The following is a 23454-nucleotide window of genomic DNA, read 5'->3' on the forward strand; positions in this document are numbered from 1 at the left end:
CATGCGCTTGCACACCCTGCGCCTGCAGGCATTCGGACCCTTCGCCAGCACCCACACCATCGACTTCGACGCACTATCCGCCGACGGCCTGTTCCTCCTGCACGGCGACACCGGAGCGGGCAAGAGCACCATCTTCGCGGCCATCTGTTTCGCTCTCTACGGCAAACCACCGGGCGACCGCGACCTGCTGCTGCGCAGCCACCACGCTCCCGCTGGCCTCCTGACCGAAGTCACCCTCGAAGTCACTCTTGCAGGGCGCCGCCTGCGCATCGACCGGATCCCCGCCCAGATGCGCCCCAAGCGATCCGGTGAAGGCGAGACCTCCCAGAAAGCAGAAACCCGGCTCAGTGAATGGGCCGTCGACGCCGACGGGCAGGGCCGCTGGGAACCTTCCAGTAAGTCCCACCAAGAAGCAGCCGTCGAGGTCACTGACCTGCTGGGCATGAGCCGGGAGCAGTTCTGCCAGGTCGTCCTGCTGCCGCAGAACGAATTCACCAAGTTCCTCCACGCAGACGCCCACGGCCGACGAGAACTCCTCGGCAAACTCTTCCGCACCGGTCGCTTCTCCTTCATCGAGCGCTGGCTGAACGACCACAGCCGCACCACCGAGAAGAACCGCGACGCCACCCGCGCCGACGTGCTGCGCCTAGCCGAACGTATCCACCAGGCAGCCGGACCCGACCTGGAAACCGAGTACACGGCGCCCACCCCCGACGACCCGAACACGCTCACCGAGCCCGCCCGCGCCTGGGCCCAGGATCTCCTCCGCGTCAGCCACACCGACCACGCCAGGACACTCCAAGCAGCCACAACGGCCAAGGAGAACCTGGCCAGACAGCAGACCTTCGAAGCCGCGGCCCGCGAACTCCACCAGCAGCAAACCACCTACACCAGCGCACGGCAGCAACTCGACCTGCTCCAGGAACAGACACCGCACCAGGACACACTCATCCAGCGCCGCGACCAAGCCCGCCGCGCCCAACAGGCAGCACCACTGCTGCACGCCGCGGACACCGCCGCACACGACCACACCCGTGCCCAGAGCGTTGAACGCAGCGCCCGCGAGCGCCTGTTGCCCGAACACAAGGACCTTGACGCCAGCCGGCTGGAAACCGCCGAGCATCGTCTTCGCGCCGAAGCTGCCATCCTGACCACCCTCATCCCCGAAGAAGACACCGTCCGCCGGCTGACCACCGAGCTGGAGCGCACCGACGCCGAACGGCAGGACTTCGCCACCCAGCAACGCACAGCCCAGGACTGGCTCGAAGCCGAGCCCGCCCGGCGCGGCGCCCTCGAAGCCCGGCGAGAAGCCGCCCGCCAGGCCGAAGAAGAAAGCCGCCGCCACCAGACCGCCCTGGACGGCCTCAAAACCCGCCTCGAAGCAGCCAGGCGCCGCGACACGCATCTCGCCAAGGTCACCAAGGCCGAACAGCAGCTGGCCGATGCAGAAGCGGTCACCGGCCAGACCGGCCAGGACTACCTGACCATCCGCCGCCGGCGCACCGAAGGCATGGCCGCCGAACTTGCCGCCACCCTCACCGACGGCACGCCCTGCCCGGTCTGCGGATCCTGTACCCACCCGGCGCCCGCCGCTGCCCAGGACGGGCAGCCCACACGCCAGGACGAGCAGGACGCGGAAGCCCTCCACGAGCAGGCCAAGACCACCCAGAAAGCCGCCGCGGCCGTGCTGCACGGGCTCCGCGAACAGGCGGCCACCGCCGCCGGTGAAGCCGGCGACACCCCCCTGACCGACCTCCAGACCCAGCACACCACGCTCACCACGGAGTTGACCGACGTCCTGGACCGCGCTGCAGACCAGGGCACCGTCCAAGAAGAACTCCTCGCACTCGACGGCGAGCACACGGCCCAGACCCAGCAACACAGCACCGCCACGGCCGGCCTGTCCGCCCGCAACGCCCACTACGACACCCTCACCCAGCAGCTCACCGAGCTGACGGCCAAGCTCACCGCGGCCCGCGGCACCTATCCCACTGTCGCCGCCCACGCCGACGACCTCACCCGCACCGCCCACCGCCTCAAAGAGACCGCCGAGGCCTCCCGCAGCCTCGCCGCCGCCGTCCAGACCCTCGCGCACCGCACCGACCAGGCCACCCTCGCCGCCAAGGACCAGGGCTTCGACACCCTGGCACTCGCCCAGCAGGCCCTGCTCAACGACGAAGACCTGCGCGCCATAGAAGAAGAGATCACTCAGTGGCGCGAGGCATGTGCCGCGCACACCGCAGTCCTGGACAACCCGGCACTGCAGCAGGCCGCCGCACAGCCTTCCGCCAACCTCGACGCCGCCACGGCTGCAAGGGCCACCGCGGATGACCAGCACGCCGAGGCCGCCGCCGCCGCCAGTGCCGCCCACACCCGCAGCCAGGCCCTCACCGCCCTTGCCGCCAACCTCGGCACCGCCATCCAGCGCCTGCAACCGCTCGAGCAGGCGCACCTCACCGCCCGCCACCTGGCCGAACTCGTCACCGGCAACTCACCCAGCGCCCGGGTGCGCATGCAGCTGGAGGCCTACGTCCTGGCAGCCCGCCTCGAAGAAGTCGTCACCGCCGCCAACACCCGCCTGCACATCATGTCCGAAGGCCGCTACAACCTCTCCCACTCCGATCACCAAGCCGCCCGCGGCGCCCGCTCCGGCCTCGGACTGGAGATCACCGACTCCTGGACCGGCCGTCCCCGCAAGACCGACACACTCTCCGGCGGCGAATCCTTCTTCGCCTCCCTGTCCCTCGCCCTTGGCCTGGCCGACGTCGTCACCCACGAAGCCGGCGGCAACCCCCTGGACACTCTCTTCATCGATGAAGGCTTCGGCACTCTCGACGAAGACACCCTCCACAAGGTCCTCGATGTCCTGGACTCCCTGCGTGCCCACGACCGCACCGTCGGCGTCATCAGCCACGTCCCCGAACTGCGCCGCCGCATCACTCACCGCCTGCACGTCCGTAAAAGCCCCGCTGGATCCACCCTCGCCCACCTGACCGAAGCAGCCGAATAACCTGCACCCTGACAGGGCGGGGCGCCTTGTCCGCCCCCGTCCAGCCGAACTCCACGGAGCAGCACACCTTCATGGCTTCCGATATCGAGCTGCGGCCCCACCAGAAGGAAGCCGTCGCCGCCGCGACCGCCACGTTCCGCGATTACGCCCGCGCGAGCGTGATCGCGGCCTGCGGCACCGGCAAGACCCTCATTGCCGCCCGTACCACCGCCCGTATTGCCCCCCCGTGGCCGTGTGCTGGTGCTGCTGCCGACAGTGGACCTGCTGTCGCAGACGATCCGTTCCTGGCGTCTGGCCGGCCGCAAGGGCACCACTGTGGCGGTGTGCTCGGCCCGCCAGGCCCTCGACCACGAACCGGTCGGCACCGACATCCCGCTGACCACCGACCCCGCCGAACTGACCGCCCTCACCGCCGGCGACGCGACTGTCGGCGTACTCGTGAGAGTGCTCAACCCAGTACGGAGATCTGTGCACCAATCCTTGCCGCCGAAGCCGCTTCAGGGAGCGAGTAAGGTCCCGTCGAAAGGGGGCGTCATGGAATCACTCGGAAACCTGTTCATGGCCGCGGTTTGGGGCATTCCTCTGGTCACCCTGCTGGGTGGGGCGGTCGCCGTTGCGGCTGTCACACGTTGGCGCCGCCGTGAAATCAGAGCTTTGAAGAGGGCTGAGGAAGAGCAAGGCGGACCGGCCCTCGAGGTGTCCGGCCGATAGGGAGGCTGCCTTCAGGCTGCGTCGTTGCGGTCTCGTTCGATGGCGGCCAGCCGGTTCTTGAGGCGGTAGCTGTTGCCGTTGATGGAGACGACCTCGCAGTGGTGCAGGAGCCGGTCGAGGATTGCAGTGGCGAGGACTTCGTCGCCGAAGACCTGGCCCCATTCGCCGAAGGTCTTGTTCGAGGTGAGGATGATCGAGCCCTTCTCGTAGCGCTTGGAGATGACCTGGAAGACCAGGTTGGCCTCGGTTCGCTCGAGTGGCTGGTAGCCGACTTCGTCGACCACGAGGACCGCGGGGCGGAGGTAGCTGGTGAGCTTGCTCATCAGCCGGCCCTGGTCCTCGGCGGCCTTGAGGTGGCGGACCATGTCGTCGAGGCTGGTGAAGTAGATCGAGTAGCCCGCTCGGCATGCCGCGACCGCGAGTGCGACGGCGATGTGGGTCTTGCCGACACCGGGTGGCCCGAGCAGGGCGACGTTGGCCTTGTCCTCAACGAAGGACAAGGTGGCCAGGTCCTTGACCTTGCGCGGGTCGAGTTCGGGCTGGAACGAGAAGTCGTAGTCCTCGATGGTCTTGTGGTGCGGGAGCTTCGACAGCCGCAGGCCGTTGCGGAAGCGGCGGTCGTCACGGACCGCAAGTTCCTCGGAGAGGACCAGGTCAAGCAGGTCGAGGTAGCCCATCTTCGCCTCGTCGGCCCGCTGGATGTAATGGCTCAGGGCTTCGGCCAGGTGCGGCAGCCCGAGGCGGGTGGCGGTGGTGCGGATGCGGGTGCTGGTCAGCTCGCTCAACGGGCGTCCTTGGTCGGGGCGGGCGGATTGAAAGGCCGGGTGCCGGTCAGCTCGTCATAGACCGACAGCGGGCGGCGGCCGACCTCGACGTGAGCGGCGGCAGACCTGCTGAGAAGAGCCTGCAGCGGTCCGGTCTGCGAACCTGTCGGCCGGCCGCGGCGGGGAGAAGGCAGAGCGTCGCCAGTGGTGACACGGCGGCCGGCGCCGGTGGGCAGACCGTCCCAGTGCGTCTCGTCGACGACGTGGGCTCCGCGGCCGACTGCCCGCGCATGAACGGCCAGCAGCGTCAGCCCGCCAGCATCGGGGACGGTGGAATGCAGACTGACCTGCGATTTCGTCGCCCGGACCTCGACCAGCTGGCGAGGGCGGACCTTGCGGGCGGGCACCGAGTAGAGGTTCGCATCGAAAGCAACCAGACAGTCCTTGCCGACGTGCCGCAGATGCCGCTGGGCAACCACATACGGAGTTCCCGGCAGTGGCCGCAGGGCTGTGTGATCGCGAGCGGCCCGATGGCCGATGACCTCGCCGTGGGTGGAATGGACCTTCGCCCGCCGCAACGGCACCCAAGCCGCGAAGGCGGCGTTCATCTCCTCGAGCGAGGAGAAGGCCCGGCCCGCCAGGACATGATCGCGGACGATGTTCACCTGGCGCTCGACCCTGCCCTTGCCCTGCGGCCGGTAGGCCGCCAGCACGTCGATGTCGTAGTCGTAGTGGCCGGCGAACGCGACCGCCTCCGGATGCAGCGGAACGGCCTCACCCGGGGCGACGTGCCGGCGCACGACCGTCTTCGTGCGGTCGTAGACGATGCTCATCGGCACCCCCGCGAAGTGCGCGAAGGCCTGGCGGTGGCAGTCGAAGAACGTCGCGAGATCCTGGCTGGTGGTGAAGCAGCAGAAAGGATCACGCGAGTACGACAGCGTCATATGGAACGAGTAGACCTTCGGGATCCCGACATGAGCGAGGACCCTGCCCTCATCACCCCAGTCGACCTGGGCCTGAGCACCGGGAACCACCTCGAAACGCCGGTGCAGACCCGCCAGCTCGCCCGGGCTGATACCCAACTCCTCCGCGATCCGCGGCCGGGCCTCCTGCAGATAGATCTTCACCCGCTGGTAGTTGATCGCGACCCCGTAATCCGCGACCAGGCGCTCGTGGATCACCGACCCCTTCAGGAGCACCTCGGACCTGAGCATCGCGTCGATGAGAGGCGCGATCTCGTCCACGACCCGCCGCGGCTGACGGCCATCGGACTCCCGCCTGGGCAGCCCCGCCGACGCCGGATTCTTCAGATACTTGCTGACCGTCCGCCGGTTCAGCCCGGTCTCCTTCGCGATCTCCCGCAGGCTCATCGCACCAGACGCATACAGCGGGCGGAACCGCCTCAACTCCAGCCAGCGATGTGGGTCCAAGACCACTGCCAGACGCCTCCTTGCCGTCCCGAACGGACGACAACAGCCTCACGCCAGCACCCCGTCACCGCCCCGAAAACGGAGCACCTTCCCTCGTACGAGGTGGCGCACGTCCACCTGTACGCCGACAAAGGGGCTCCAAGACCGGACGAAGCCCTGTCGACCGGGGTAGAACGGGCAGCAAGCACCACTTGATCACCGATGCCACCGGCATCCCGCTCGCTGTCACCTTGACTGGGGGCAACCGCAATGACGTGACCCAGCTCGTTCCGCTACTCGAAGCCGTTCCGTCGGTGCGGGGCAAACGCGGCCGGCCCCGGCGTCGCCCGGACGTCGGGCTCGGTGACCGCGGGTACGACCACGACAAGTACCGCCGTCTCGTGTGGGAGCTTGGGGTGAAACCGGTGATCGCCCGCCGCGGGACCGAGCACGGTTCCGGGCTCGGCACCCGCCGCTGGGTCGTGGAGCGCGCATTCGCCCATCTGCACTGGTTCCGCCGCCTGCAATCCGGTGGGAGATCCGCGATGACATCCATGAAGCCTTTTTCAAGCTCGCCTGCTGCATCATCTGCTGGCGGCGCCTGACGAAGCTCGTGCCTCAGTCGCTGCGGTCTGAGCTGAAGCCGCGGTCCTGAATCACCGGAAACGTCTTCTCCGCATCAGCAAGCCACGCATCGATCTCGTCGTGGGAGGACCGGATGGCGCTGATCAGCTCCATGAGGGCGTCCAGCTTCTGCCTGCCGACGTTCAGGCGCAGCTCCTCAAGCGAAACTTCCTGGTACGGCATGCTCAGCTGCCACCAGAAGCGCATCAAGTAGCGACACTCCTGCGGCTCCCGGTCATCCGCGAGTCGACTGTGAACGACTGCTTGGACGCACTGCCGCTGGTCATCATCGCGAAAGCCATCCCGCAGGTCAGTCAAAGTCACGGTCGGACAGTACCAACCGTGCTCACCAACAGGCGCTATGAGGTCATTCCGTTAGGAGTTCTTAGAGGGCGGTTCGTGAGCTGATGTCCATTGCCGGGTGAGGCTGGGAGGGGGCTGCTGTGATGTCGACCTGTAGTTGGTCGTTCCGGTTCCGAGCCGGCCAGTGGGCGGACGCGTGATAGGGCGGGCGGAGGCCTCTGGCAGCATGGGCTTGTGACTCATGCGAACGACTCGGACGACCCGCTCCAGCTGCTGATGGGCTTGGAGGTCAGCGACGTGTCTTTCGTGCGCGACTACGTCGAGCTGCACTTCGATGGACCGATTCTGCGGGCCTTGAGCGACCCCTCGGGGGTGTACGGGGGCCGCGAGTGGAGCTTTCCCGCACCAGGGTCGTTGGAGCTCATGCGCTGCTACATCGGCGAGACCGTCGACGGCTATGAACTGGATCCGGACCGGATTCTCGCCCTGGACTTCGGAGAGCACCGCTTCGTCATCCCGCTGGACTCCGATTCAAGCGGCGGTCCCGAGGCCGCCCACATGGTCGACGTCGACGAGAGCGGTCGGGCTTCTGTCCTCGGCGGGATGTGGATCTGGTAGCAAGAGGGGCGCCGATCCGGGGTGGCCGATCGGTCGGGGTCACAGCTGCTGGTCGTGGTGCCCGGCAGCCTGCTGCTTCCTGGTGAAGCTGCCGGTGTCGACCTCGGCAAGGATGTCGAGCTTGACCAGGCGTTTCAGCTTGGCGCGGGTGCCCTCGATGTTCTTTTGCAGCAGTTCGTGGTCGAGGGCTTCGCAGACATCGCGGGCCCGGAGCGGGCTGGTGGCCTCGTTGAAGGCAGCGAGGATGCGGGGGTAGTCCGGGTGCTCGGGCAGGTCCGGCGGGGCGGCCGGGAGCCGGTCGGCGAGGGCCGTGACGGTCTTCCGGGTAATCGACAGGTGTTCGAGGTGGATCTCGGCTTCCCGCAGTCGGCCGTGCAGCTCTTCGATCTGGGTGCGGAGGCCGTCGGCCAGGGCCCGGGCGGCGTCCTCTTGGACGACGAGCGCGTCGAGGAGGGGCTCGATGTTCACGCTGCCACCGCCTGCGGGATCACGCCAGCTGGGGGTGTTCGCGTTGGTGAGCCGTCGGGCCATGACCTGGGTCATCGCCCAGTAGACGCGGGATGCCGAGGAGGCAGGGCGGTGCTCGTAGTCGCGGACCAGGCGCCGGTGCAGTATCAGGATTCCGTAGGTCTGCTCGACCCTCCGCCGCTTCGGCTGCGGGACGAACCCCCTCTCCTGCGGGTTGCGTTCGACGATCTCCACGTCGATGCCGAGCGCGGTGCCGTGAGCGACCACGGCCGTCTTGAAGCCCTGGTCGACCAGGGCTCTGCGGACAGTGCCGCCGGTGTGCTCGGCGACCTGGTCCAGCAGGGCGATGCCGGCTGCGTTGTCGTGGGTGTTCGCGGCCAGGACGATGACGGCGATGACCAGGCCCAGCACGTCCACGGCCAGTCCCCGCTTGCGGCCCGGCACCCTCTTCGCCGGGTCCCGGCCGGTCGTGGCCGCAGGGACCCCAGCGGCCGCGTGGACACTCTGGGTGTCCAGCACCACCAGAATCGGATCCTCTAATCGGCGAGCTCGTTCACGGACCTGGCAGCGCAGGAGCTCGTGGATGACCTGGTCGGTGCCGTCGTCCCGCCAGGCGGCGAAGTAGTAGTACGTCGCGCTCTTCGGCGGCACGTCGTGCGGGAGGTAGGCCCACTGGCAGCCGGTCCGGCCCTGGTAGAGGATCGCGTTGACGATCTCCCGCATCGCGTAGGCACCCTGGTGACCGCTGACAGAGCGATGCCGGTCCTTCCACGCGGTGATCACCGGCTCGATCAACGCCCACTGCTCGTCCGATAAGTCGCTCGGGTACGGCTTGCGTTCACTCACATCATCACACCAGCAGGCCCCCGGCTGCGGACCGGCGGATTCCGCCCTGCACCCATACCATCAGGCGACGACAAAGCCACTCAAGACCTCACGAACCGCCCTCTTAGACGTGCCGCTGCGGTGGCTGCGTGATCTGGTGTTGTTCGGTATTCAACGTGTATGTTGAGCGCCGCCAGCTCCCGGCAGTGTGAGAACCCCACTTCACCGCACCAAGTTGGGGCTTCCCTCTCACTTGCCACAGGAGCAATCCATGACTGCGCCCACACCTGCCCCCGGCCACCCTCAGCGGCCCGATGATGTGCCCGCTTCCGCAGCGTCGGAGGCCGGCCAGCCGTTCACCCCGCAGCTGGCGAACGGCCCTGGCAAGCCCGACAGCCAGCTCAACGCCAAGCAGAAGACCGTCCTCGGGTGCGGGGGCATGATCGCCCTCTTCCTGATAGCCACGATGTTCGCCGCCGCGGTCTCACCTTCCGACGCCAAGCCCGCCGAGGCCAAACCCGCCCCGACCGTCACCGTCACGGTCACCGCGACCGTCACGGTCACCGCGCCCCCGCCCGTGGTGGCCAAGGCTCCCGAGCCGATGCAGGAAGCAGCACCGCAGACGGCGCAAGTCCCTGACATGACAGGCAAGTCCGGTGACCTGCTCGTAGAAGCCCTCAAAACAGCAGGGTTCGCCGACGGCTACAAGGCCACTTCGTTCCACGATGTCAGCGGCCAGGGACGTACGGTACTGCTCCTGACCAACTGGAAGATTTGCGACCAAGACCCGAAGAACAAGGCCGTCCCCATCACTGAAAAGGTCTCAGTCGGCGTGGTCAAGTTCGGCGAGGACTGCCCTTAACGTCCCCTGCTCATGGTGACGGCCACCGTCGTGCAGCCGTCGGCAGCGCGGCGGCTGAGGACCCGCGAGCCACCAGCGGGGCAGGGGCGGGTAAACCCAGCCGTCCACTCGCCGCGTGCGGTGGACGGAGCGCTTGCGCCGCAGCGGCCAGGAGCGGCGGCGGTGAACCACGGCGCTACTCGCTCGCCCGGCCTCGCTGGCAAATGATGTTCTGGCCTGCGTCCCGTGGGCGGATGGCCCGCATGCCGGGCGCGGCGGACGCCGTTGGTCCTCATCGCTACGATCCGTCAGTCACATTGACGCTTTCTGTTACCGAGGAGTCTGCAGTGGCCTATGGCCAGCCGCCCTACCCGTACACCCCTCCACCGGCCCCGATACGCCCCTGGTGGCAGACTTCGGGAGTCCGTCTCGGATTCATCGGCGCGGCCGCCGTCATCATGGCGATCGCCCAGGGGCTCGGCATACTCCTCATGTTCGCGTCCATCGCCATGATCTGGATCAGCACGGGCGGGTTGAGGCATCCGTGGCAGGTGTGGCAGCGGATCGCCGCAACGGTCGGCACCCTGATGCTCTGCCTGATCGTGGCCGGCATCGCGCACCCGGTGAAGAAGAAGGACGACGCGAAGGCCGCAGCGACGCCGACGACGGCTGCCACGTCGAAGGCATCGGAGACGCCCGCCCCGGCGGCTGTGCCGCAGCTGTCGGACTACACGGGCAAGGCGCTGACCGAGGCACGCAAGGGCGCCGAGGCTGCCGGATACACGGTCGGCAACCGTGACGCCTCCAGCGAGGCCCGCGGGGTCGTCCTCGCTGGGAACTGGACAGTGTGCTTCCAGAAGGTCTCCGACCTGGCCGGCGGGAAGAAGGGCGTGGACTTCTCCGTGGTCAAGGAGGGCGAGCCGTGTCCGAAGGAGGACGGCGGTGCGCTGCCGTGGCCGGTGATGCCTAACGTGGTGGGCGCCACCTACAACAAGGCGATGGCGGATCTCAAGGCGGCGGGCGTGCCGCTGGAGCGGGTGTCGCTGGAGGACGTCTACCTCGACACGGACACGCCCACTGCGGAGCAGGCCGCGAAGGACGGTGAGGAGTGGCACGTCTGCTTCCAGGACCCGGGCAAGGACGGCAAGGTCACCTCGACCACCACGGTCCGTCTAGATCTGGGCAGGTGGAGCGAGGCGTCCCTGGTGAAGAGCTGTCCGGCCACGAAGGGCACCACGTACCAGATCCCGGCGAACGATCCCGACTACGAGCGCCCCGGGACCTCAACGGGACATGACGATTCGTCGAGCTCAAGCGGGTCGACAGGCGGCGGTGCGAAGACCGTGCATCCGGGGGCGTTCTGCTCGCCGGGCGGAGCGGTCGGTACGGCGAACGGGAAGACGTACACCTGCAAGGGCCCCGGTCAGAACCGCTGGCGCCAGTAGCCTGCACCTCGAAGGGCCCCTCCGGCCGCCCAGCCGGAGGGGGCCCTCTTCGGGCGGTCGGGCGCGTGGTGCACAAAGAGCCGGGCGAGCTGGCTGCTGGTCTCGCCTCGCCTGTTCTTGACGAGTAACCATGTCACGCCCAACGATAGGCCCCCCTATCCGGACTGGCCGCCTGGTGGGCCGGCCTCTTCGAAGGTGCACGCGAGCCGTGCCCACCCAGGCGGCCCATGCAACGGCGCACCGTATAGCGGAGGACCAGGCTCGGCTGCCCCCAGAAAACACCTTCCGGCCACTGCCATCCCGTCCGTCCGGACTTGCCAACCCTTAGGAACAGGACCTCCCCGTGAGCAACGCCCTCGCACGTCTGCTCGAAATCGCCCCTGCGCCGAGCCAGCCCCGCGACAAGGCGTGGAGCGAAGTCGAACGCACCCTCGCGGTAGAGCTCCCCAACGACTACAAGGAGCTCATCAGCGTCTACGGAGGAAGCAACTGGGACGACTACCTCTATATCCTGGAGCCCGGCTGCCCCAACAGGCACTACGACCTCCTCAAGTGGGCCGAGTACCAGTTCCGAGACCTGCAAGATCTCTGGACGTTCGAAAAGAGGCCGGCAGAACTGGAGACCGAAGGATCCGTAGTTGTCCCATGGGCGACCACAGACAACGGAGAATGCCTCTACTGGCTCGTTCTTCCGGGCGTTGAGCCGAACGAATGGACTGTCATGGTGAACGAGGCGAGGGGCCCCCGTTGGGAACACTACTCCGTGTCGTGCACGCAATTCCTTGCGTCCGCACTCACCGGAGAGTTGAAGTCCAACATCCTCTCCTCATCGTTCCCCCTCGCCTCCCACAAATTCCGCCGCCTCAGTCCGGCGTGACGAAGTAGCCCGCTCTGCTGACACGGACACCTCGGCCTGGACGGAGGCCGAGTGATCAGCCGCTGCCACAGCGCGGCCGTACCGGCCAGCGGGGCCCTGAGCGAGTTCGGCGTAGGCCTGCTGCCACGTCCCTTGGAGCGTGATCAGGTCCGGGAGACGGATCGGCGGTCTCACACCCCCAAGCAAAACGAAAGGTTTGATCTACCGGGCGACCATCCAACGCTGCCATGGGCCGTACGTCTGGTCGCAGGGCGCGGCCCCGGAGGAAGCGCGTCCAGGCGCACGCGCCAGTCTCCACATCGTCGGCTTCTACCCAACTCAACCTTGCCGACAACTACCGGCAGCTCGCTCCTTCGAAGCTGCCGAGCACATCAACGCTGCCACAACGTACGCTCCCAGCCTTCCACAGAATCCATAGAATGACCTCCTTCGCGGCTCCATCCAAGAGGGCGCTGAGGCCACCGTAGGCGGAATCCGTCAAGGCGAGCCTCCGCGCCTGGTACCGCTGCGAGCGCCCAGATTCCGCTGACAGCCTGCGAGGGCGGCGGCGCCGGTGACGGCAACTACTCCGTCCGCTACATCGCCAAGAACCACAACCTCGCAGTCCGGCCCTCCACAAGGACTTCCACCGCGACGAGCGGGTCCAGGCCGCGAAGCGAAAGCGACCGACCTCTACTCCAGCAGCACAGGCGGGCCCCCGGCCTCGCCAGCGGCCTGCCACACATGAACCGCGTACGTCTCCAGCCCCTCCGCCCCGCCCACGGCTCCCGGCCGTTTCATCGGGAACCGGTACACCCGCAGCGCGTACCGGGCCGGCCCGCCGAGAGGGATCGGCTCGCCCCGCGGCGCACCCCAGAAGTCGTACACGGCGAAGATACCGCTGCGCACCGCGATCGACGCCTCACCCAGCGGCTCCTGCCCGGCCAAGACGGGCGGCGCCTCGTCCCAGACCTCCACCAGGACATCCACATCGAAGTGCGTGTGCACCAAGCTGCCGATCCCGACCGCGTACTCGCCGACCGCCAAACCCCCGGCAGCCGGGGGAAGCTGCTCCATCACGGTGTCGTCCAGCAGCGAGAACGCACCCACACGAAACGAGGCGTACTCGACGTTCGTGGAACGCTCCGCGCTCCAGCAGACTTTGGCCATCCGACCAGCTTGCCAGGCCCCGAGAAGCCCCGCGCGCGCGATCGCGACAAGACATGACGACCCTCCGTATCGACGCTCGGCGACGGCCGCGCGGTCGAACGAACGCCGACCGGCTCGCGCCGCCGGAGTCTGCGACCGCTCGCAGTGCGCTGACATGATCATCATGTCGCAGGGCCATGCCCGAACTCCACGGGGGGCCGGTGTTCGGGCGGACGCCGCACGTCACCTCCACTTAAACCGGGCCGAGAATGGCACCCATGGACCCTCTGTTGCACCTCGACCGTACGCTCGACGACCTCGACCCGCCGCGCTGGGAGGCCGTGCCCGCCAACGCGACACGGCTGGTCCGCACGGTGCACGGTCTGCGCCGGGTCCCGCTCGGCGAACTGCGACCCGCCGACCTGCGCACCCTCCTCGCGCAGCAGGTGGCGCTCCCGTTCGTCCTTCCCCTCGCGGTGCGCCTGCTGGCCGAGGAACCGCTGCTGGACGCCTACTTCTACGAGGGAGACCTGCTGCTCGCAACCGTCACGGCCCCCGAAGGGGCCTGGGCGGCGCTCCCGGAGCTCGAAGCGCGGCTGCGCACCATCGTCGCGGGGCTGCCCGGGGCGGCGGTGAAGGAGTTGCCGCGGGGGAGTGACACGGACCTAGCCCGGTTCATCGCGCGGGGCTGATCCCACCGCGCGGGGGCCGTCAACGTCGGCCGTGCTTGGTGTGGAGCCAGCCGTGTCGACGATCAAGCAGTGACCAGACGCTTCCCGCGGGGCGCGCTGCAGCCCGCACCGAGGACATCTTGCAGGCGCCGCCCTGGCTTCACACCCGGCATCATGTGGCCCCCGCCGTCGCTACCGCCGTACTGTTCAGTGCGCTCGAATGCGTCTGAAGGGGGACACACCCTTGCCGGACCGCAGTGCCGAAATGCGTGCGAAGACGCTCGACCGCATTGCTTCGTATCAGGAGTCCAAGGACCGCTGGAACCTGTTCCGGAGCCTCAAGAACCTCATCGAACAAGCCGTCCGAGACTACGAGCATCGCGCCTTGGTGGAGCTCCTTCAGAACGCCCACGACGCGCATGACGCCGATGACCCCGGCGGCAGGGTCCTGATCAGGCTCGACCACGACGAGGGCCCGCACGGTGCGGTGTACGTGGCGAACACCGGACGGCCCGTCAGCGGCAGCAACTTCGACGCGATGACCTACATCGCACAGTCGGACAAGCGACCGGAGGAAGGCATCGGCAACAAGGGGATCGGCTTCAAGAGCGTTCTCCAGCTGACCGGAGCACCCCAGGTCTACTCGGTCGCCGGGGCGGGAAGCCGGGTCTTCGACGGCTATCGCTTCACCTTCGCCGACGAGACCTCGCTCAAGGATCTCCTGGGCGGCGACGTGACCCTCGCAGCGGAGGTGGCCGCCGACGTCTTCCACCTCTGTCTGCCTGTCCCCCTCGACGGCGTCCCCGACGCCGTGAACGGCTTCGCGGCCGACGGATACGTGACCGTGCTGCGCCTGCCGCTCAAGAGCGAGGAGGCCCGGGCCGAGGCGGCCGAGCAGTTGACCGCGCTGTCCGCCGACCCGCCGGTGCTGCTCTTCCTGCGCCGCATCGGGTCACTCACCATCGAGGAGAGGCAGGACGGGGAGGTCGCTCGGCGCACCCTGGTCCGGACCGAGCGGGTGGACGCCGTCCTCGACCGGCTCACGGTCAGCACGGCACGCGTCGCCACGACCTGCTTCATTCTCCGAGTGCGAACGACGCCCGTTCCTGCCATTTCACACCGTCGTGCACCATCAGTTCAACCGACGCGACATGAGACGTGAACGGGAGCTTGTCGGCGAGGTCGGCCTCGATCTCCTCCAGAACGGCGTCTTCCTGACCTTGAGCGATGGTCAGGTGCGGCACGATCTCGGCAAACCGGCCGCCATACGGCGGAGCCTCAGGCCAACGATCAGCGATCGCCTCCGTGAGCTGCCGCAACTGCGTATCAGGCTCGGGGACGAGATACAGCACTTCCGGGAGACGCCCACACCTCTCGAACCGCAGATCAAAGGCCGGGTGGCTGGCCAGCACGTCCGCGAGAGCGGAGTAGACGAGCGCATCTATTCGGCTCTCATCGAGGAACGGGAAGAGCACGGTGACGTGGGCTGGAACCCCGGCCTGGGCTGAGGGGTCGAGCTGTTCACGCCACCCGCGGACGGACGGCTCCGCCTCCGGGATCCGGACGATGAGGCCCGTCTGGCCCGCCTGAAACGTACTGGTGCTGTCATCTGCCATGACACCGCATGGTGTCACCTCTGTCGCAGACAGCACGGCTCCTTTTCCGCCGAACGATCACGACGGGTCTCCGAAGCCGGTCGACGGGCGGGACGACCAAGGTGCTGCCGTTATGTGCCGTGAACATCCAGAGTGCCGGTGATCACTGACCGCCGCCGGAACCCACGAACAACGCTGTCGGTTGACGGGTTCTGGCACGACTTTCGTGAAGCGGTCGCGATTAGTGATCAGTGGGTGTTTCGAGTGCTTGGAGGATCTGTCGCACTTCCTGGCGCCACTGGTTGGCGTCAGCGCTGTCCACCCAGCCGGTTGTCAGTTCTGATCCGTCCTGGAGAACCCGGTCCAGTGCCAGTTTCGCCGACGCGCGAAGGGAGGCTGGCAGTTTGGGCAGCGGTTCCCTGGGGCCGTCATCGGGGTCGATCACGATGGGGCTGTCTGGGAGGGTGCTGGCGACGAGGGCGCCGGCGGCGACGGCTTCGGCCCCGTCTCCGCCGTCGACGCGTTCCTCTGAGTCGGTGACTCGCTGGAATGCCCTCTCCAGCAGGGCGATGACCTGCTGGTGGGCGAGCCCCTCAAGTTGATCGACGAAGTCTGCGGCGAGGTCGCTGTCGAACGGGCCGGTTCCCCACGTTCCCATGCATGGCTCCTGATACGGCTGTCTCGGACGAAGGCATGGTTCCAGGAGCCACTGACGTCGGTCACGGGGCGAGGAGGACCCGCTTGCGGAGCAGTGTGAAGCCGGCGCGTCCGAACATCTGGCGCTTGAGCATCTTGATCCTGTTGACGTGCCCTTCGACAACGCCGGAGCTCCAGGGCAGGGTCAGGCCGGCGATGACGGCGTCGCGGTCTCGGTCGATGCCGGCCGCGAGAGTGTGGGGGGACTGGGAAGAACGTCCCGGCGGACCGGCTTCGAGCCACTGCGGGAGTCGTTCCCCCCTGCCGCTCGGTGAGCACCCGCCGATGAGCGCGCAGCCCGACCACGCCCCATCACGCAGTACCCCGCGCCCGGCGCGCAGCTGGCCGAAATTGACCATGAGGGCCCCTTGCCGATCACCGAGGGCACCGGGATTCGGTTGACGGTCGCGAAGCTGCCAAGCGGCGGGGTGAACAAGCCCGCCTGGCTCTGGTGGTCGGGCACCGGTGCGGGCCCCGAGGACGTGGATCGGTGCTGGCGGGCGTTCCTGCGAAGGTTCGACGTGGAGCACACGTTCCGCCTGCTCAAGCAGACGCTCGGCTGGACCCGTCCCAAGCTCCGGGACTCCGCCGCGGCCGACCGCTGGACCTGGATCGTCCTCGCGGCACACGCCCAACTTCGTCTTGCCCGCCCGCTCGCGCGCGACCTCCCCGGCCGTGGGAGCGACCAGCGGAACCGTACAGACTCACCCCCGCCCGAGTACGCCGCGGGTTCAGGAACCTGCACGCGCAGACCGGCACGCCAGCCCGTGCACCGAAACCCAGCCGACCCCGCCCCGGCCGCCCGCCCGGCTCGAAGAACAAGCGGCCCGCCACCCGCTACGACGTCGGACGCGTCCTCGCCACCGGCGAGTCCTACACCCGACCGGCCCACCACAAGGTCGGCACCAAACCCCGAAGAACTGGGCAACCGGCAAGCTGAGCTGCCACCCCAGCCTCATCGCCACGACACCGACGATGTTGGATAGCCGCATGGTGAGACGGAAGAAGGAGAAGAAGAAGCGGCCCGACTGGGGCATCCCGAAGGGGATCGTGCTGTTGGCGACGCCAGAGGGCTGGCGCCACAGCGTCCTCACCATGGAAGGCGGCATGCTCTGCGGGCGTCTGGACGTGCCAATCAACACCGATCCACAAGACGCGCGAGCCGCGGCGGCCCGGATGGTGACGGAACTCGCGCGAGACTTCCACGACACCGACGTCGAGGTGAGCTGGGATCCCCCTCGGGAGCCCTGGTCATGGACCGCTCAGGTCACCCTCCCCGCCGGAACCGAACCTTCCCCGCCAGACTCCGAAGGTTAAATCGCAAGCTCAGTGCCTGTTCGAGTACGCCGCTACAGTTCCCCCGTCGACGTCCGGGGGCCCCGGTCTGAATGAGGGGTGGGAACGTGGAGAAGACCTGGTTCGAAGAGGTGTTCCGCAGGAGACCGCACCCGATGCTGCGCCTGCTGGGCAACCTCCTGCTCGGTGCGGCCCAGCTGGTATTCGTAGTCGCCGTGATCACGCACTTTCACAGTGACTGGCGGTGGCTTGTTGTCCCGATGGGGCTCTGGGCGATGCTTGCCGATGGCCGAGGCGTGGCCTTGGCGGTGCAAGACCTTCGGCGGCGCGACCCCGCCCCGGCGCCAGAGTGAGACGACCTCCGCTGGCTGGCCACCTCGGGGTCATGCCCGTTTAGGAAGGACCGGGCCTCGGCCGACTCCGGCACTGGAACGCCGGCGACGTCCCGGCCGACGGCTGCAACACCCGCGCCGAGGTACTGCTGGCCGAGGCGGTCGTGTATCCGGAGATCGGGCCGGGCTGCACCCTGACCGGCGGGGTGTGGTGGTTGTACTACGACGAGCGGGAGGTCACGCCGGCCGGTGCGCTGGACATCGACCACATGGTGCCGCTCGTCGAGGCCTGGGACTCTGGGGCGGCGGCGTGGACGGCGGCGCGGCGGGAGGCATACGCGAACGATCAAGGTCAGCTGGCCTCGCTGGTGGCGGTGACGGCCCGCTCGAACCGGAGCAAGGCCGACCAGGACCCGGCGCAGTGGCTCCCGCCGGCGCCGGACGCGCTGTGCCGGTACGGCGCCGAATGGACCGCGACCAAGCTCCGCTGGGGTCTCGCGGCCGACGAGGCGGAGCGGGAGCGGCTGCTGGACATCGCTGCCGGCTGTAGCGGCACGGACGTGGAGTTCACCCCCGCCCCGTAGCGCCAACGCGGACGGTTTGACGGGGCCGCCACCGCCGACGAGGGGGGCGGCCCCTTTGTCTGTGGCGCCTGCGGTCAGGGGTGGAGGTAGTCGTTGAGGTAGGTGCGGGCCGCGGCCTCGCTCGTACCCAGCGCGGTGGCCAGCACTGTGAGCGGCACGTCGCGGGCGCCGTGGGCAGACTGGGATCAGCCCGGCTCGGCCTCCGGAGGGTAACGGGGGTGTTCGAATGCGATGGAAGGAGCGCGAGGCCGGGTCTGTCAGCGTTCACGCATCCTGGTCCACCACCAGCCGTGCATTGCCCACTCGGTGTAGTTGGGCTCCGGCAAGGTGCGGCGCTCGAATTCCTCATCGATGCGCGTGATCAGTCGACCCAAGTCCCGTTGGGCTCCGGGAGGAAGGTGCAGCATCGCCCGCTCCAGATCGTCACGGGCGTCTTCCACCTCTATCCCAGGCGAGCATGCCTCGGAGGCGTTCAGGTAGCGGCCAGGTTGCTTGAAGGCCCACTCGAAGCGTGAGAGCGCATCCGCGACCGCGTTGGGCCACATATCTTGGTCTTCGACCCGGCGGATCGCTGCACGAGTCCGCGCACTGACACCGCGGACTTGCAGGACCGGGTACTGCCATCGTGGCCGAAACCGCTCTGCACGGACGGCCTTGGGACGCCTACGCGGCATCGCCCTTTCGGATCAACATAAGGCCATCCTGCCACGGCTGGTGCCCGGATGGGGTTCCCACGGGCCCGCCGTGGTCCTGCGGGCCCGTGGGAACCGGGGCAGGCGGGGTCAGGAACGGGCCGGCGCCGCTCCCCGGCCTGCCTCGCGGCCGCCGACGAGGCCCGATCATGCCGTCGACCGCACGGAAGACGGAACCCCTTCTTTCCGGAGTGGGCGGGGAGCCGGCGCGCCGCCGTGCTCGGGTCCCAGCCGCGAGACCCCGCACGGCCCGCATCCGCAGCGGGTGCCCGGACACGCCCCGGGGAGCCCGGGCCGCAGCCGGCCCGGCCCCCTCACCCGTCGGCCTGGTGGCGTATTCGACGGCTCGGGCTACTCCGCATTCCCGCCGGTGACCCGGGAGTACGTCTTCGGGTCGGTGGCGGCGATGCGTTCAAGCGCGGCAGCGGCCCGCACGCCCGGCCGGCGCCCGTCGTCGGGCAGGCGCCAGGTGAGGCGGACCCACTGGCCGGCTTCGTCGCCGACCGGGTCGCGGCCGGCGCCGGGCCCGTACCAGAAGTCCACTTCGACGGTGTCCTCGTACGGGCCGGCCGGGCGGCACCAACTCTGCAGGATGCCCCAGCGGGCCAGCAGGCCGGGCCGCTCCCCGAGCCCGGCCTGGATGAGGCGGGCGGTGCTGCGCGCGGGCCGGCACCAGGTGTCGTCCGCCCGGGCACGGTCGACCTCGGCGTGGTAGGCCGCGGCGTCGAACCGGTGCTCGGGCAGCTGTGGTCCGATGCCGTTCTGACGGGGCCCGTGCCACACGACGTGGGCCCCGTCCCGCCGCACGGTTACGGACAGCGTTCCGCAGCACCCTTCATCGCACTCCGCCGTCGACAGCGTGACGGTGCGTTCCTCGGGCGTCGCCCGCAGCAGGTCCTGGCCGAGGACGTGCTCCGGCGACGGGCTGTGGCCCGCGGGGAACAGACGGGGCACCAGCGGGCGGCCGTCCAGCAGGATCCGGGCCTCCACGTGGCCACCGATCTCCGGATCGTGTTCGACCACGTGGATCCGCAGGCCGTTCGGCGTGGTGCGGTCGAGGGGCTCCCGTCGCATGCGCCGGATCCAGTCGGCCCGGTACCGGTCGCGGTGTCGATGGCCGCCGTCCGGCACCGCCGCCCAGGCCGGGGTGCCCAGCAGGCGCTCCAGCCGCTCCAGCAGTTCCTCTCGCAGCCCCGGAGGCCAGTCCAGGAGTACGGACGCACCGCTGGACAGGTCCAGGGCGAGCGAGAGCAGGATCGCGTGGTGGTCGAGGGTGGGCGGGAGCCGGTCGGCCCGTCGCACCAGCGCCTCGTAAACGGCGATGGCCGGCCCGTAGCCGAGGACCTCGGCGGGGGAGCCGGTCGCCAGCGCCATCCGGGTCAGCAGCCGGCCGCCCTGCGCCAGGACGGACGCATCGACGGACTCGTCCTGCAGCAGGTCGGCGAGGCGGACCGCGAGGGCGATGTGGTGGGCCCGGGAGCTGGTCGTGCCGGGCCCCACGGGCAGGTTCAGCAGCCACCGACGGGCTGCCGGGTCCTCACGTGAGGCGAGCGCGTCGATCACCACGCCGTGATCCTGCGGATCCAGCAGGTCCATGAGCCGGATCAGCACCTCGGTGTCGCACCGTAGTGCCGAGAGGGCCGTGACGACGGGCCGGAGGAAGCCCTGCAGCAGGGCCAGTGTCGTGAGCTGGGGCACGTCCTCCGACCCGCCGAGGCGGCCGACCAGGTGGATTCCCGCCCCCAGCGCCGTCGGATCGGATGCCGTACGGACCAGCTGACGGCCCAGTGCGAGGGCTGCGGACTCGTTCGTCAGGGGCAGCCGCGCGAGGGGATGGTGCACGAGGTCCGGGCGCACACCCAGCTGGGGCAACCGCCGGTCCAGCGTTGCCGCTGCCCCGACCGGATCGGGGTCGTCCACAGCGGGACCGAGCAACTGGGCCAGGAGCCGGGTGGCTTCCCTGAAGCGCAGCGCGGAGCGCAGCCGGTCACCGGGCACCGGGTAGCCGTAGGCGGGAGCCCGTCCGTCCGGCTCGATGCCGCGGCGGAACAGGGCGTAGTCGTGGAGGGAGGTCGTCTGGGAGCGGAGCGCCGGGCGCTCTTCGCGGGCGCTCACCGGACGGGGCGCGACTCGATTCCGTAGATCATGTCCCGCAGCATGCCGCAGTGATCACCCGGCGTCCAGCGAAAAAAGATCGACCGTCTCGGGCCGATGCTCGCGCTCCAGCCGCGCAGAGGCTGCGTGTTGATCAACGCCACGCGCGGGCGCACAGCGCAAACGTGAGCAGGTCGGGAGTGCTGTGCGCCACAGCCCAGGAATCACAGCCCGACAAGTCCAGTGTTCATCGGACAGGTGCAGTGCTCCGTCACGACGCACCTGTGACTGCCGGCCTTAGTTGGCCCCTCCCGCCAACTACACCACTCAGCTTTCACGCCCGTTGTGCGGCTCGGCGGGCTGCGGAACCGCGCCGACCTGTGTGGCGTTCGGGTCCCGACCTGAAGACGAGGACGGGGACCCGGCCACCCGTCAGCCGCGGCGTCTGACCGGCTCTCCGAGCAGCTCGGTCAGTTCTGCCTCGACGGCGGCGAGCAGCGGGGGCCCCCAGACGGTCAGTGTCTGTTCCCAGGGGTGGCCGAAGGTGCCCAGGCGGAGGTCGTCGGTGAGGTGGAGGTAGTAGTCGCCATTGGGGTAGGTGCCTTTGCCGGGTCGGGGCGGCCGTCCGGGGAGGTCGGTGCGGCGGGGGTCGTAGCGATAGCCGTCGTGCTGCCAGTCGAGCCAGTAGACGAACTCGCCGGGCTTGGTGGCTGTGAGTAGTCCGCGCTGGACGATCGCGTCGATCTGTTCGGGGAGGTCAGGGACGGGCCGGTGGTGGGCGTGCAGATGCCAGACGGCGGAGGGAACGGGAGCGCTGATCGCGGGCAGGGACGTGGTGCTCGGCTTGAAGTCGAATTCAGTTTGGAAGCGGTCCCTCAGTGGACCGTCGTCGTGGAGCCAGTCGAGGAACTGCGCGGGTCGGGTGATCTCGGGGGTGCCGGTCGGGCGCCAGTGGTAGGAGCGGACGGTGGCCGCCTCCATGAAGCCGGCCTTCAGAAGCCGCTCGCGCAGGAGGCCTCCGGCCTCGGCGAGGAGGGGACGCGAGCTCTGCGTGCGCCAGTGGGCGGTGCAGCCTTGGACGAATTCTGCGTCGTCGCTGCTCAGCCCACCGACGACTTTGAAGGGACGGGTCAGGTCGGCGTAGACCCAGCCCACGGCGGTGACCTCGCGGTGCTGCAACAGGACGTCGATGTAGACGTCGCCGTCCTCCGAGGCGCCGTCGGCGATCATCTCCGCGTAGGGCACCGCGTGCGGGCCGGGGGAACCGACGGCGATCCCCCAGGCGCGTTCGGCTTGCTCCCGTACCGCGTACAGGCTGCGGATGTCGTTCCGGGGCTCCACCAAGACATCGGGCTCGCCCGGCAGCTCCTCGGCAATCAGCACGGAACGCTCCCAGCCCGGGGTGAACCCAGCCGCGGTCAGCGCTCGGCTCAGGTCCGGCGCATCGTGCCCGTACACCTTCCACTCCACGGGCTCGCCACGCTCTGCGAAACCTTCCTGCTGGTGGCGCACCAGCCCGGCGATGTCAGTCCCGGGCTTGAGGGGGGCGTGCTCGACCGTGCCGTGCGTCCCGTAGTGCCGGCGTACGACCGGCCCATCGGCCCGGACCACCACCCCGACCGGATGCCACGAGGGGACCCGTCCCCGCAGCCCGTCGTATTCCGCCCACCGCTCGCCCATGTCCATGCGCGGGAGCCTAGACGCGGCTCGGAGGCGCCTCGGCGTGAGGACCTTGGGGGTACACGCTTCGGGGCAGTTTTCCGACCATCCGTACGTGCAGGTCACGGGTGTCCCGAGGGCGGCAGGGGCCCTCTGGAACACTCATATTGGCCAGCTGTAGTTGACCACTGAGCGTTGTAGCTGGCCGGAGCCGCGCAACGGCGTCTACCGGCCGATCTCGAGTCGATCGTGCCGTCTGCGCGAGCGTGGGAGGGGAGGGTCCCGGCTTGGCACAGGCAGGAGCTTCGGGCCTCCTATTTGGTCGCTCGGGCCGAGCGGGGTTGCGCGCGCAAGGCAGGCAGCCGGGCGGTGTCTTCGGCTCCGGCCAGACTCTCGCCCACGGTCAGCAGCGAGAGGAGCCGCACCGGCCGGCCGGCGGTTGCCGCGGCTTCCAGTTTGTGGTGGCCGTCGAGGAGGAAGTGGGTCAGGCCCCAGTGCACTAAATAGTCGTCTCCCCGGTCGATGCCCGCAAAGGGGTCGAGTCCTCACAGCGGCTGGAAATGCATCGGCGTCCGCATCGCCCGCAAGGGCATCGAGTCATCAGAACGACTCGGCCGCCGCCGGAGGGTGATCGAGCGGGCCATGTCTGGCTCACCGGCTACCGCAGACTCAACCACCGCTACGAACGCCACCCCCGCAACTACCTCGCCTTTCTCGGCCTCGCCGCAGCCATCTGCTGCTACAAGCAATTCCTCCGCCTCACCGCATAGGACACGAGCTAGAAACACAGCGTTGCTCAGGGCTGAGAGCGG

20 protein-coding genes and 7 pseudogenes are annotated in these 23454 nt (G+C 68.7%); 15 read left to right on the forward strand and 12 right to left on the reverse strand.

Going from position 1 to position 23454, the window contains the following annotated elements; translation table 11 throughout:
- The first annotated feature begins 1 nt into the window (after nt 1).
- From BSL84_RS34195 to BSL84_RS37705, 3 genes and pseudogenes are all read left to right on the forward strand, one after another.
- A complete protein-coding gene (locus tag BSL84_RS34195) occupies nt 2–3010 on the forward strand; it encodes an AAA family ATPase (RefSeq protein WP_075969509.1) in 3009 nt (1002 codons plus the stop codon).
- 71 nt (nt 3011–3081) lie between these two features.
- Nucleotides 3082–3168: pseudogene (locus tag BSL84_RS37700) on the forward strand (hypothetical protein); the annotation flags it as partial.
- Between the two features lie 76 nt (nt 3169–3244).
- Nucleotides 3245–3721, forward strand: coding sequence for a hypothetical protein (locus BSL84_RS37705; protein WP_324616570.1), 477 nt, complete (start codon nt 3245–3247; stop codon nt 3719–3721).
- A gap of 11 nt (nt 3722–3732) precedes the next feature.
- Here BSL84_RS37705 and istB read toward each other — a convergent pair whose 3' ends face one another.
- Together istB and istA are read right to left on the reverse strand one after the other, a co-directional pair.
- Nucleotides 3733–4506, reverse strand: a complete 774-nt coding sequence (gene istB / locus BSL84_RS34205) for an IS21-like element helper ATPase IstB (RefSeq protein WP_075969508.1) — start codon at nt 4504–4506, stop codon at nt 3733–3735.
- Nucleotides 4503–5921, reverse strand: coding sequence for an IS21 family transposase (gene istA / locus BSL84_RS34210; protein ID WP_107484686.1), 1419 nt, complete (start codon nt 5919–5921; stop codon nt 4503–4505). Before istA ends, istB begins: the two co-directional genes overlap by 4 nt.
- 128 nt (nt 5922–6049) lie before the next feature.
- Between istA and BSL84_RS34215 the strand changes: the two are divergent.
- Nucleotides 6050–6549: pseudogene (locus BSL84_RS34215) on the forward strand (IS5 family transposase); the annotation flags it as partial.
- Here the strand turns inward: BSL84_RS34215 and BSL84_RS34220 are convergent.
- Nucleotides 6513–6842: a hypothetical protein gene (locus BSL84_RS34220; RefSeq protein WP_075971903.1), complete on the reverse strand. Its 330-nt coding sequence runs from the start codon at nt 6840–6842 to the stop codon at nt 6513–6515. The pseudogene BSL84_RS34215 and the gene BSL84_RS34220 overlap by 37 nt on opposite strands.
- A gap of 213 nt (nt 6843–7055) precedes the next feature.
- Here BSL84_RS34220 and BSL84_RS34225 point away from each other — a divergent pair, with 213 nt between their 5' ends.
- A complete protein-coding gene (locus BSL84_RS34225) occupies nt 7056–7439 on the forward strand; it encodes a hypothetical protein (RefSeq protein WP_075969506.1) in 384 nt (127 codons plus the stop codon).
- 468 nt (nt 7440–7907) lie between these two features.
- On the opposite strand, the pseudogene BSL84_RS34230 reads toward BSL84_RS34225, so the two are convergent.
- Nucleotides 7908–8753 (reverse strand): annotated as a pseudogene (locus BSL84_RS34230) (IS5 family transposase); the annotation flags it as partial.
- A 250-nt stretch (nt 8754–9003) separates the two neighbouring features.
- Between BSL84_RS34230 and BSL84_RS34235 the strand changes: the two are divergent.
- The 3 genes from BSL84_RS34235 (at nt 9004) to BSL84_RS34245 (ending at nt 11895) form a co-directional block, all read left to right on the forward strand.
- Entirely contained in the window at nt 9004–9594 is a 591-nt protein-coding gene (locus BSL84_RS34235) for a PASTA domain-containing protein (protein ID WP_159393488.1), read from the forward strand.
- Between the two features lie 326 nt (nt 9595–9920).
- Nucleotides 9921–11018, forward strand: a complete 1098-nt coding sequence (locus tag BSL84_RS34240) for a PASTA domain-containing protein (protein WP_075969504.1) — start codon at nt 9921–9923, stop codon at nt 11016–11018.
- 343 nt (nt 11019–11361) lie between these two features.
- Entirely contained in the window at nt 11362–11895 is a 534-nt protein-coding gene (locus BSL84_RS34245) for an SMI1/KNR4 family protein (RefSeq protein ID WP_075969503.1), read from the forward strand.
- 672 nt (nt 11896–12567) lie between these two features.
- On the opposite strand, the gene BSL84_RS36345 is transcribed toward BSL84_RS34245, so the two are convergent.
- Nucleotides 12568–13044, reverse strand: a complete 477-nt coding sequence (locus tag BSL84_RS36345) for a hypothetical protein (protein WP_159393487.1) — start codon at nt 13042–13044, stop codon at nt 12568–12570.
- A gap of 257 nt (nt 13045–13301) precedes the next feature.
- Between BSL84_RS36345 and BSL84_RS34255 the strand changes: the two genes are divergently transcribed.
- Together BSL84_RS34255 and BSL84_RS34260 are read left to right on the forward strand one after the other, a co-directional pair.
- Nucleotides 13302–13715 carry a contact-dependent growth inhibition system immunity protein gene (locus BSL84_RS34255; RefSeq protein ID WP_075969501.1) on the forward strand — a complete coding sequence of 138 codons (414 nt, stop codon included), beginning with the start codon at nt 13302–13304 and terminating at the stop codon, nt 13713–13715.
- A gap of 244 nt (nt 13716–13959) precedes the next feature.
- Nucleotides 13960–14856, forward strand: a complete 897-nt coding sequence (locus BSL84_RS34260; RefSeq protein ID WP_075969500.1) for a sacsin N-terminal ATP-binding-like domain-containing protein — start codon at nt 13960–13962, stop codon at nt 14854–14856.
- Here the strand turns inward: BSL84_RS34260 and BSL84_RS34265 are convergent.
- The 3 genes from BSL84_RS34265 to BSL84_RS37880 form a co-directional block, all read right to left on the reverse strand.
- Entirely contained in the window at nt 14771–15310 is a 540-nt protein-coding gene (locus BSL84_RS34265; protein ID WP_075969499.1) for a 2'-5' RNA ligase family protein, read from the reverse strand. The genes BSL84_RS34260 and BSL84_RS34265 overlap by 86 nt on opposite strands.
- 220 nt (nt 15311–15530) lie before the next feature.
- The gene (locus BSL84_RS34270) at nt 15531–15947 is read right to left on the reverse strand and encodes a DUF4259 domain-containing protein (RefSeq protein WP_075969498.1); all 417 of its coding nucleotides are present in this window, start codon (nt 15945–15947) and stop codon (nt 15531–15533) included.
- Nucleotides 15948–16008: 61 nt separating this feature from the next.
- On the reverse strand, nt 16009–16344 hold the full coding sequence (locus tag BSL84_RS37880) for a hypothetical protein (protein ID WP_420718806.1): 336 nt from the start codon (nt 16342–16344) through the stop codon (nt 16009–16011).
- Here BSL84_RS37880 and BSL84_RS37365 point away from each other — a divergent pair.
- From BSL84_RS37365 to BSL84_RS34295, 4 genes and pseudogenes are all read left to right on the forward strand, one after another.
- A pseudogene (locus BSL84_RS37365) lies at nt 16339–16925 on the forward strand (transposase); the annotation flags it as partial. The gene BSL84_RS37880 and the pseudogene BSL84_RS37365 overlap by 6 nt on opposite strands.
- Before the next feature lie 50 nt (nt 16926–16975).
- On the forward strand, nt 16976–17302 hold the full coding sequence (locus BSL84_RS34285; protein WP_159393486.1) for a hypothetical protein: 327 nt from the start codon (nt 16976–16978) through the stop codon (nt 17300–17302).
- 86 nt (nt 17303–17388) lie between these two features.
- Nucleotides 17389–17634, forward strand: a complete 246-nt coding sequence (locus BSL84_RS34290) for a hypothetical protein (protein WP_075969496.1) — start codon at nt 17389–17391, stop codon at nt 17632–17634.
- Between the two features lie 68 nt (nt 17635–17702).
- Nucleotides 17703–18197 (forward strand): annotated as a pseudogene (locus BSL84_RS34295) (HNH endonuclease family protein); the annotation flags it as partial.
- A 257-nt stretch (nt 18198–18454) separates the two neighbouring features.
- Here the strand turns inward: BSL84_RS34295 and BSL84_RS34300 are convergent.
- The 4 genes and pseudogenes from BSL84_RS34300 to BSL84_RS34315 form a co-directional block, all read right to left on the reverse strand.
- A complete protein-coding gene (locus BSL84_RS34300) occupies nt 18455–18742 on the reverse strand; it encodes a hypothetical protein (protein WP_045322888.1) in 288 nt (95 codons plus the stop codon).
- Nucleotides 18743–19240: 498 nt separating this feature from the next.
- Nucleotides 19241–21004 (reverse strand): hypothetical protein, encoded by a 1764-nt coding sequence (locus tag BSL84_RS34305; RefSeq protein ID WP_079273057.1) that lies wholly within the window; start codon nt 21002–21004, stop codon nt 19241–19243.
- A 411-nt stretch (nt 21005–21415) separates the two neighbouring features.
- The gene (locus BSL84_RS34310) at nt 21416–22669 is read right to left on the reverse strand and encodes a DUF2716 domain-containing protein (protein WP_079273056.1); all 1254 of its coding nucleotides are present in this window, start codon (nt 22667–22669) and stop codon (nt 21416–21418) included.
- Between the two features lie 287 nt (nt 22670–22956).
- A pseudogene (locus BSL84_RS34315) lies at nt 22957–23166 on the reverse strand (hypothetical protein); the annotation flags it as partial.
- Nucleotides 23167–23200: 34 nt separating this feature from the next.
- Between BSL84_RS34315 and BSL84_RS36745 the strand changes: the two are divergent.
- Nucleotides 23201–23412: pseudogene (locus BSL84_RS36745) on the forward strand (transposase); the annotation flags it as partial.
- Between the last annotated feature and the right edge of the window lie 42 nt (nt 23413–23454).

It is taken from the genome of Streptomyces sp. TN58 (genome assembly GCF_001941845.1).
Taxonomy (GTDB): domain Bacteria; phylum Actinomycetota; class Actinomycetes; order Streptomycetales; family Streptomycetaceae; genus Streptomyces.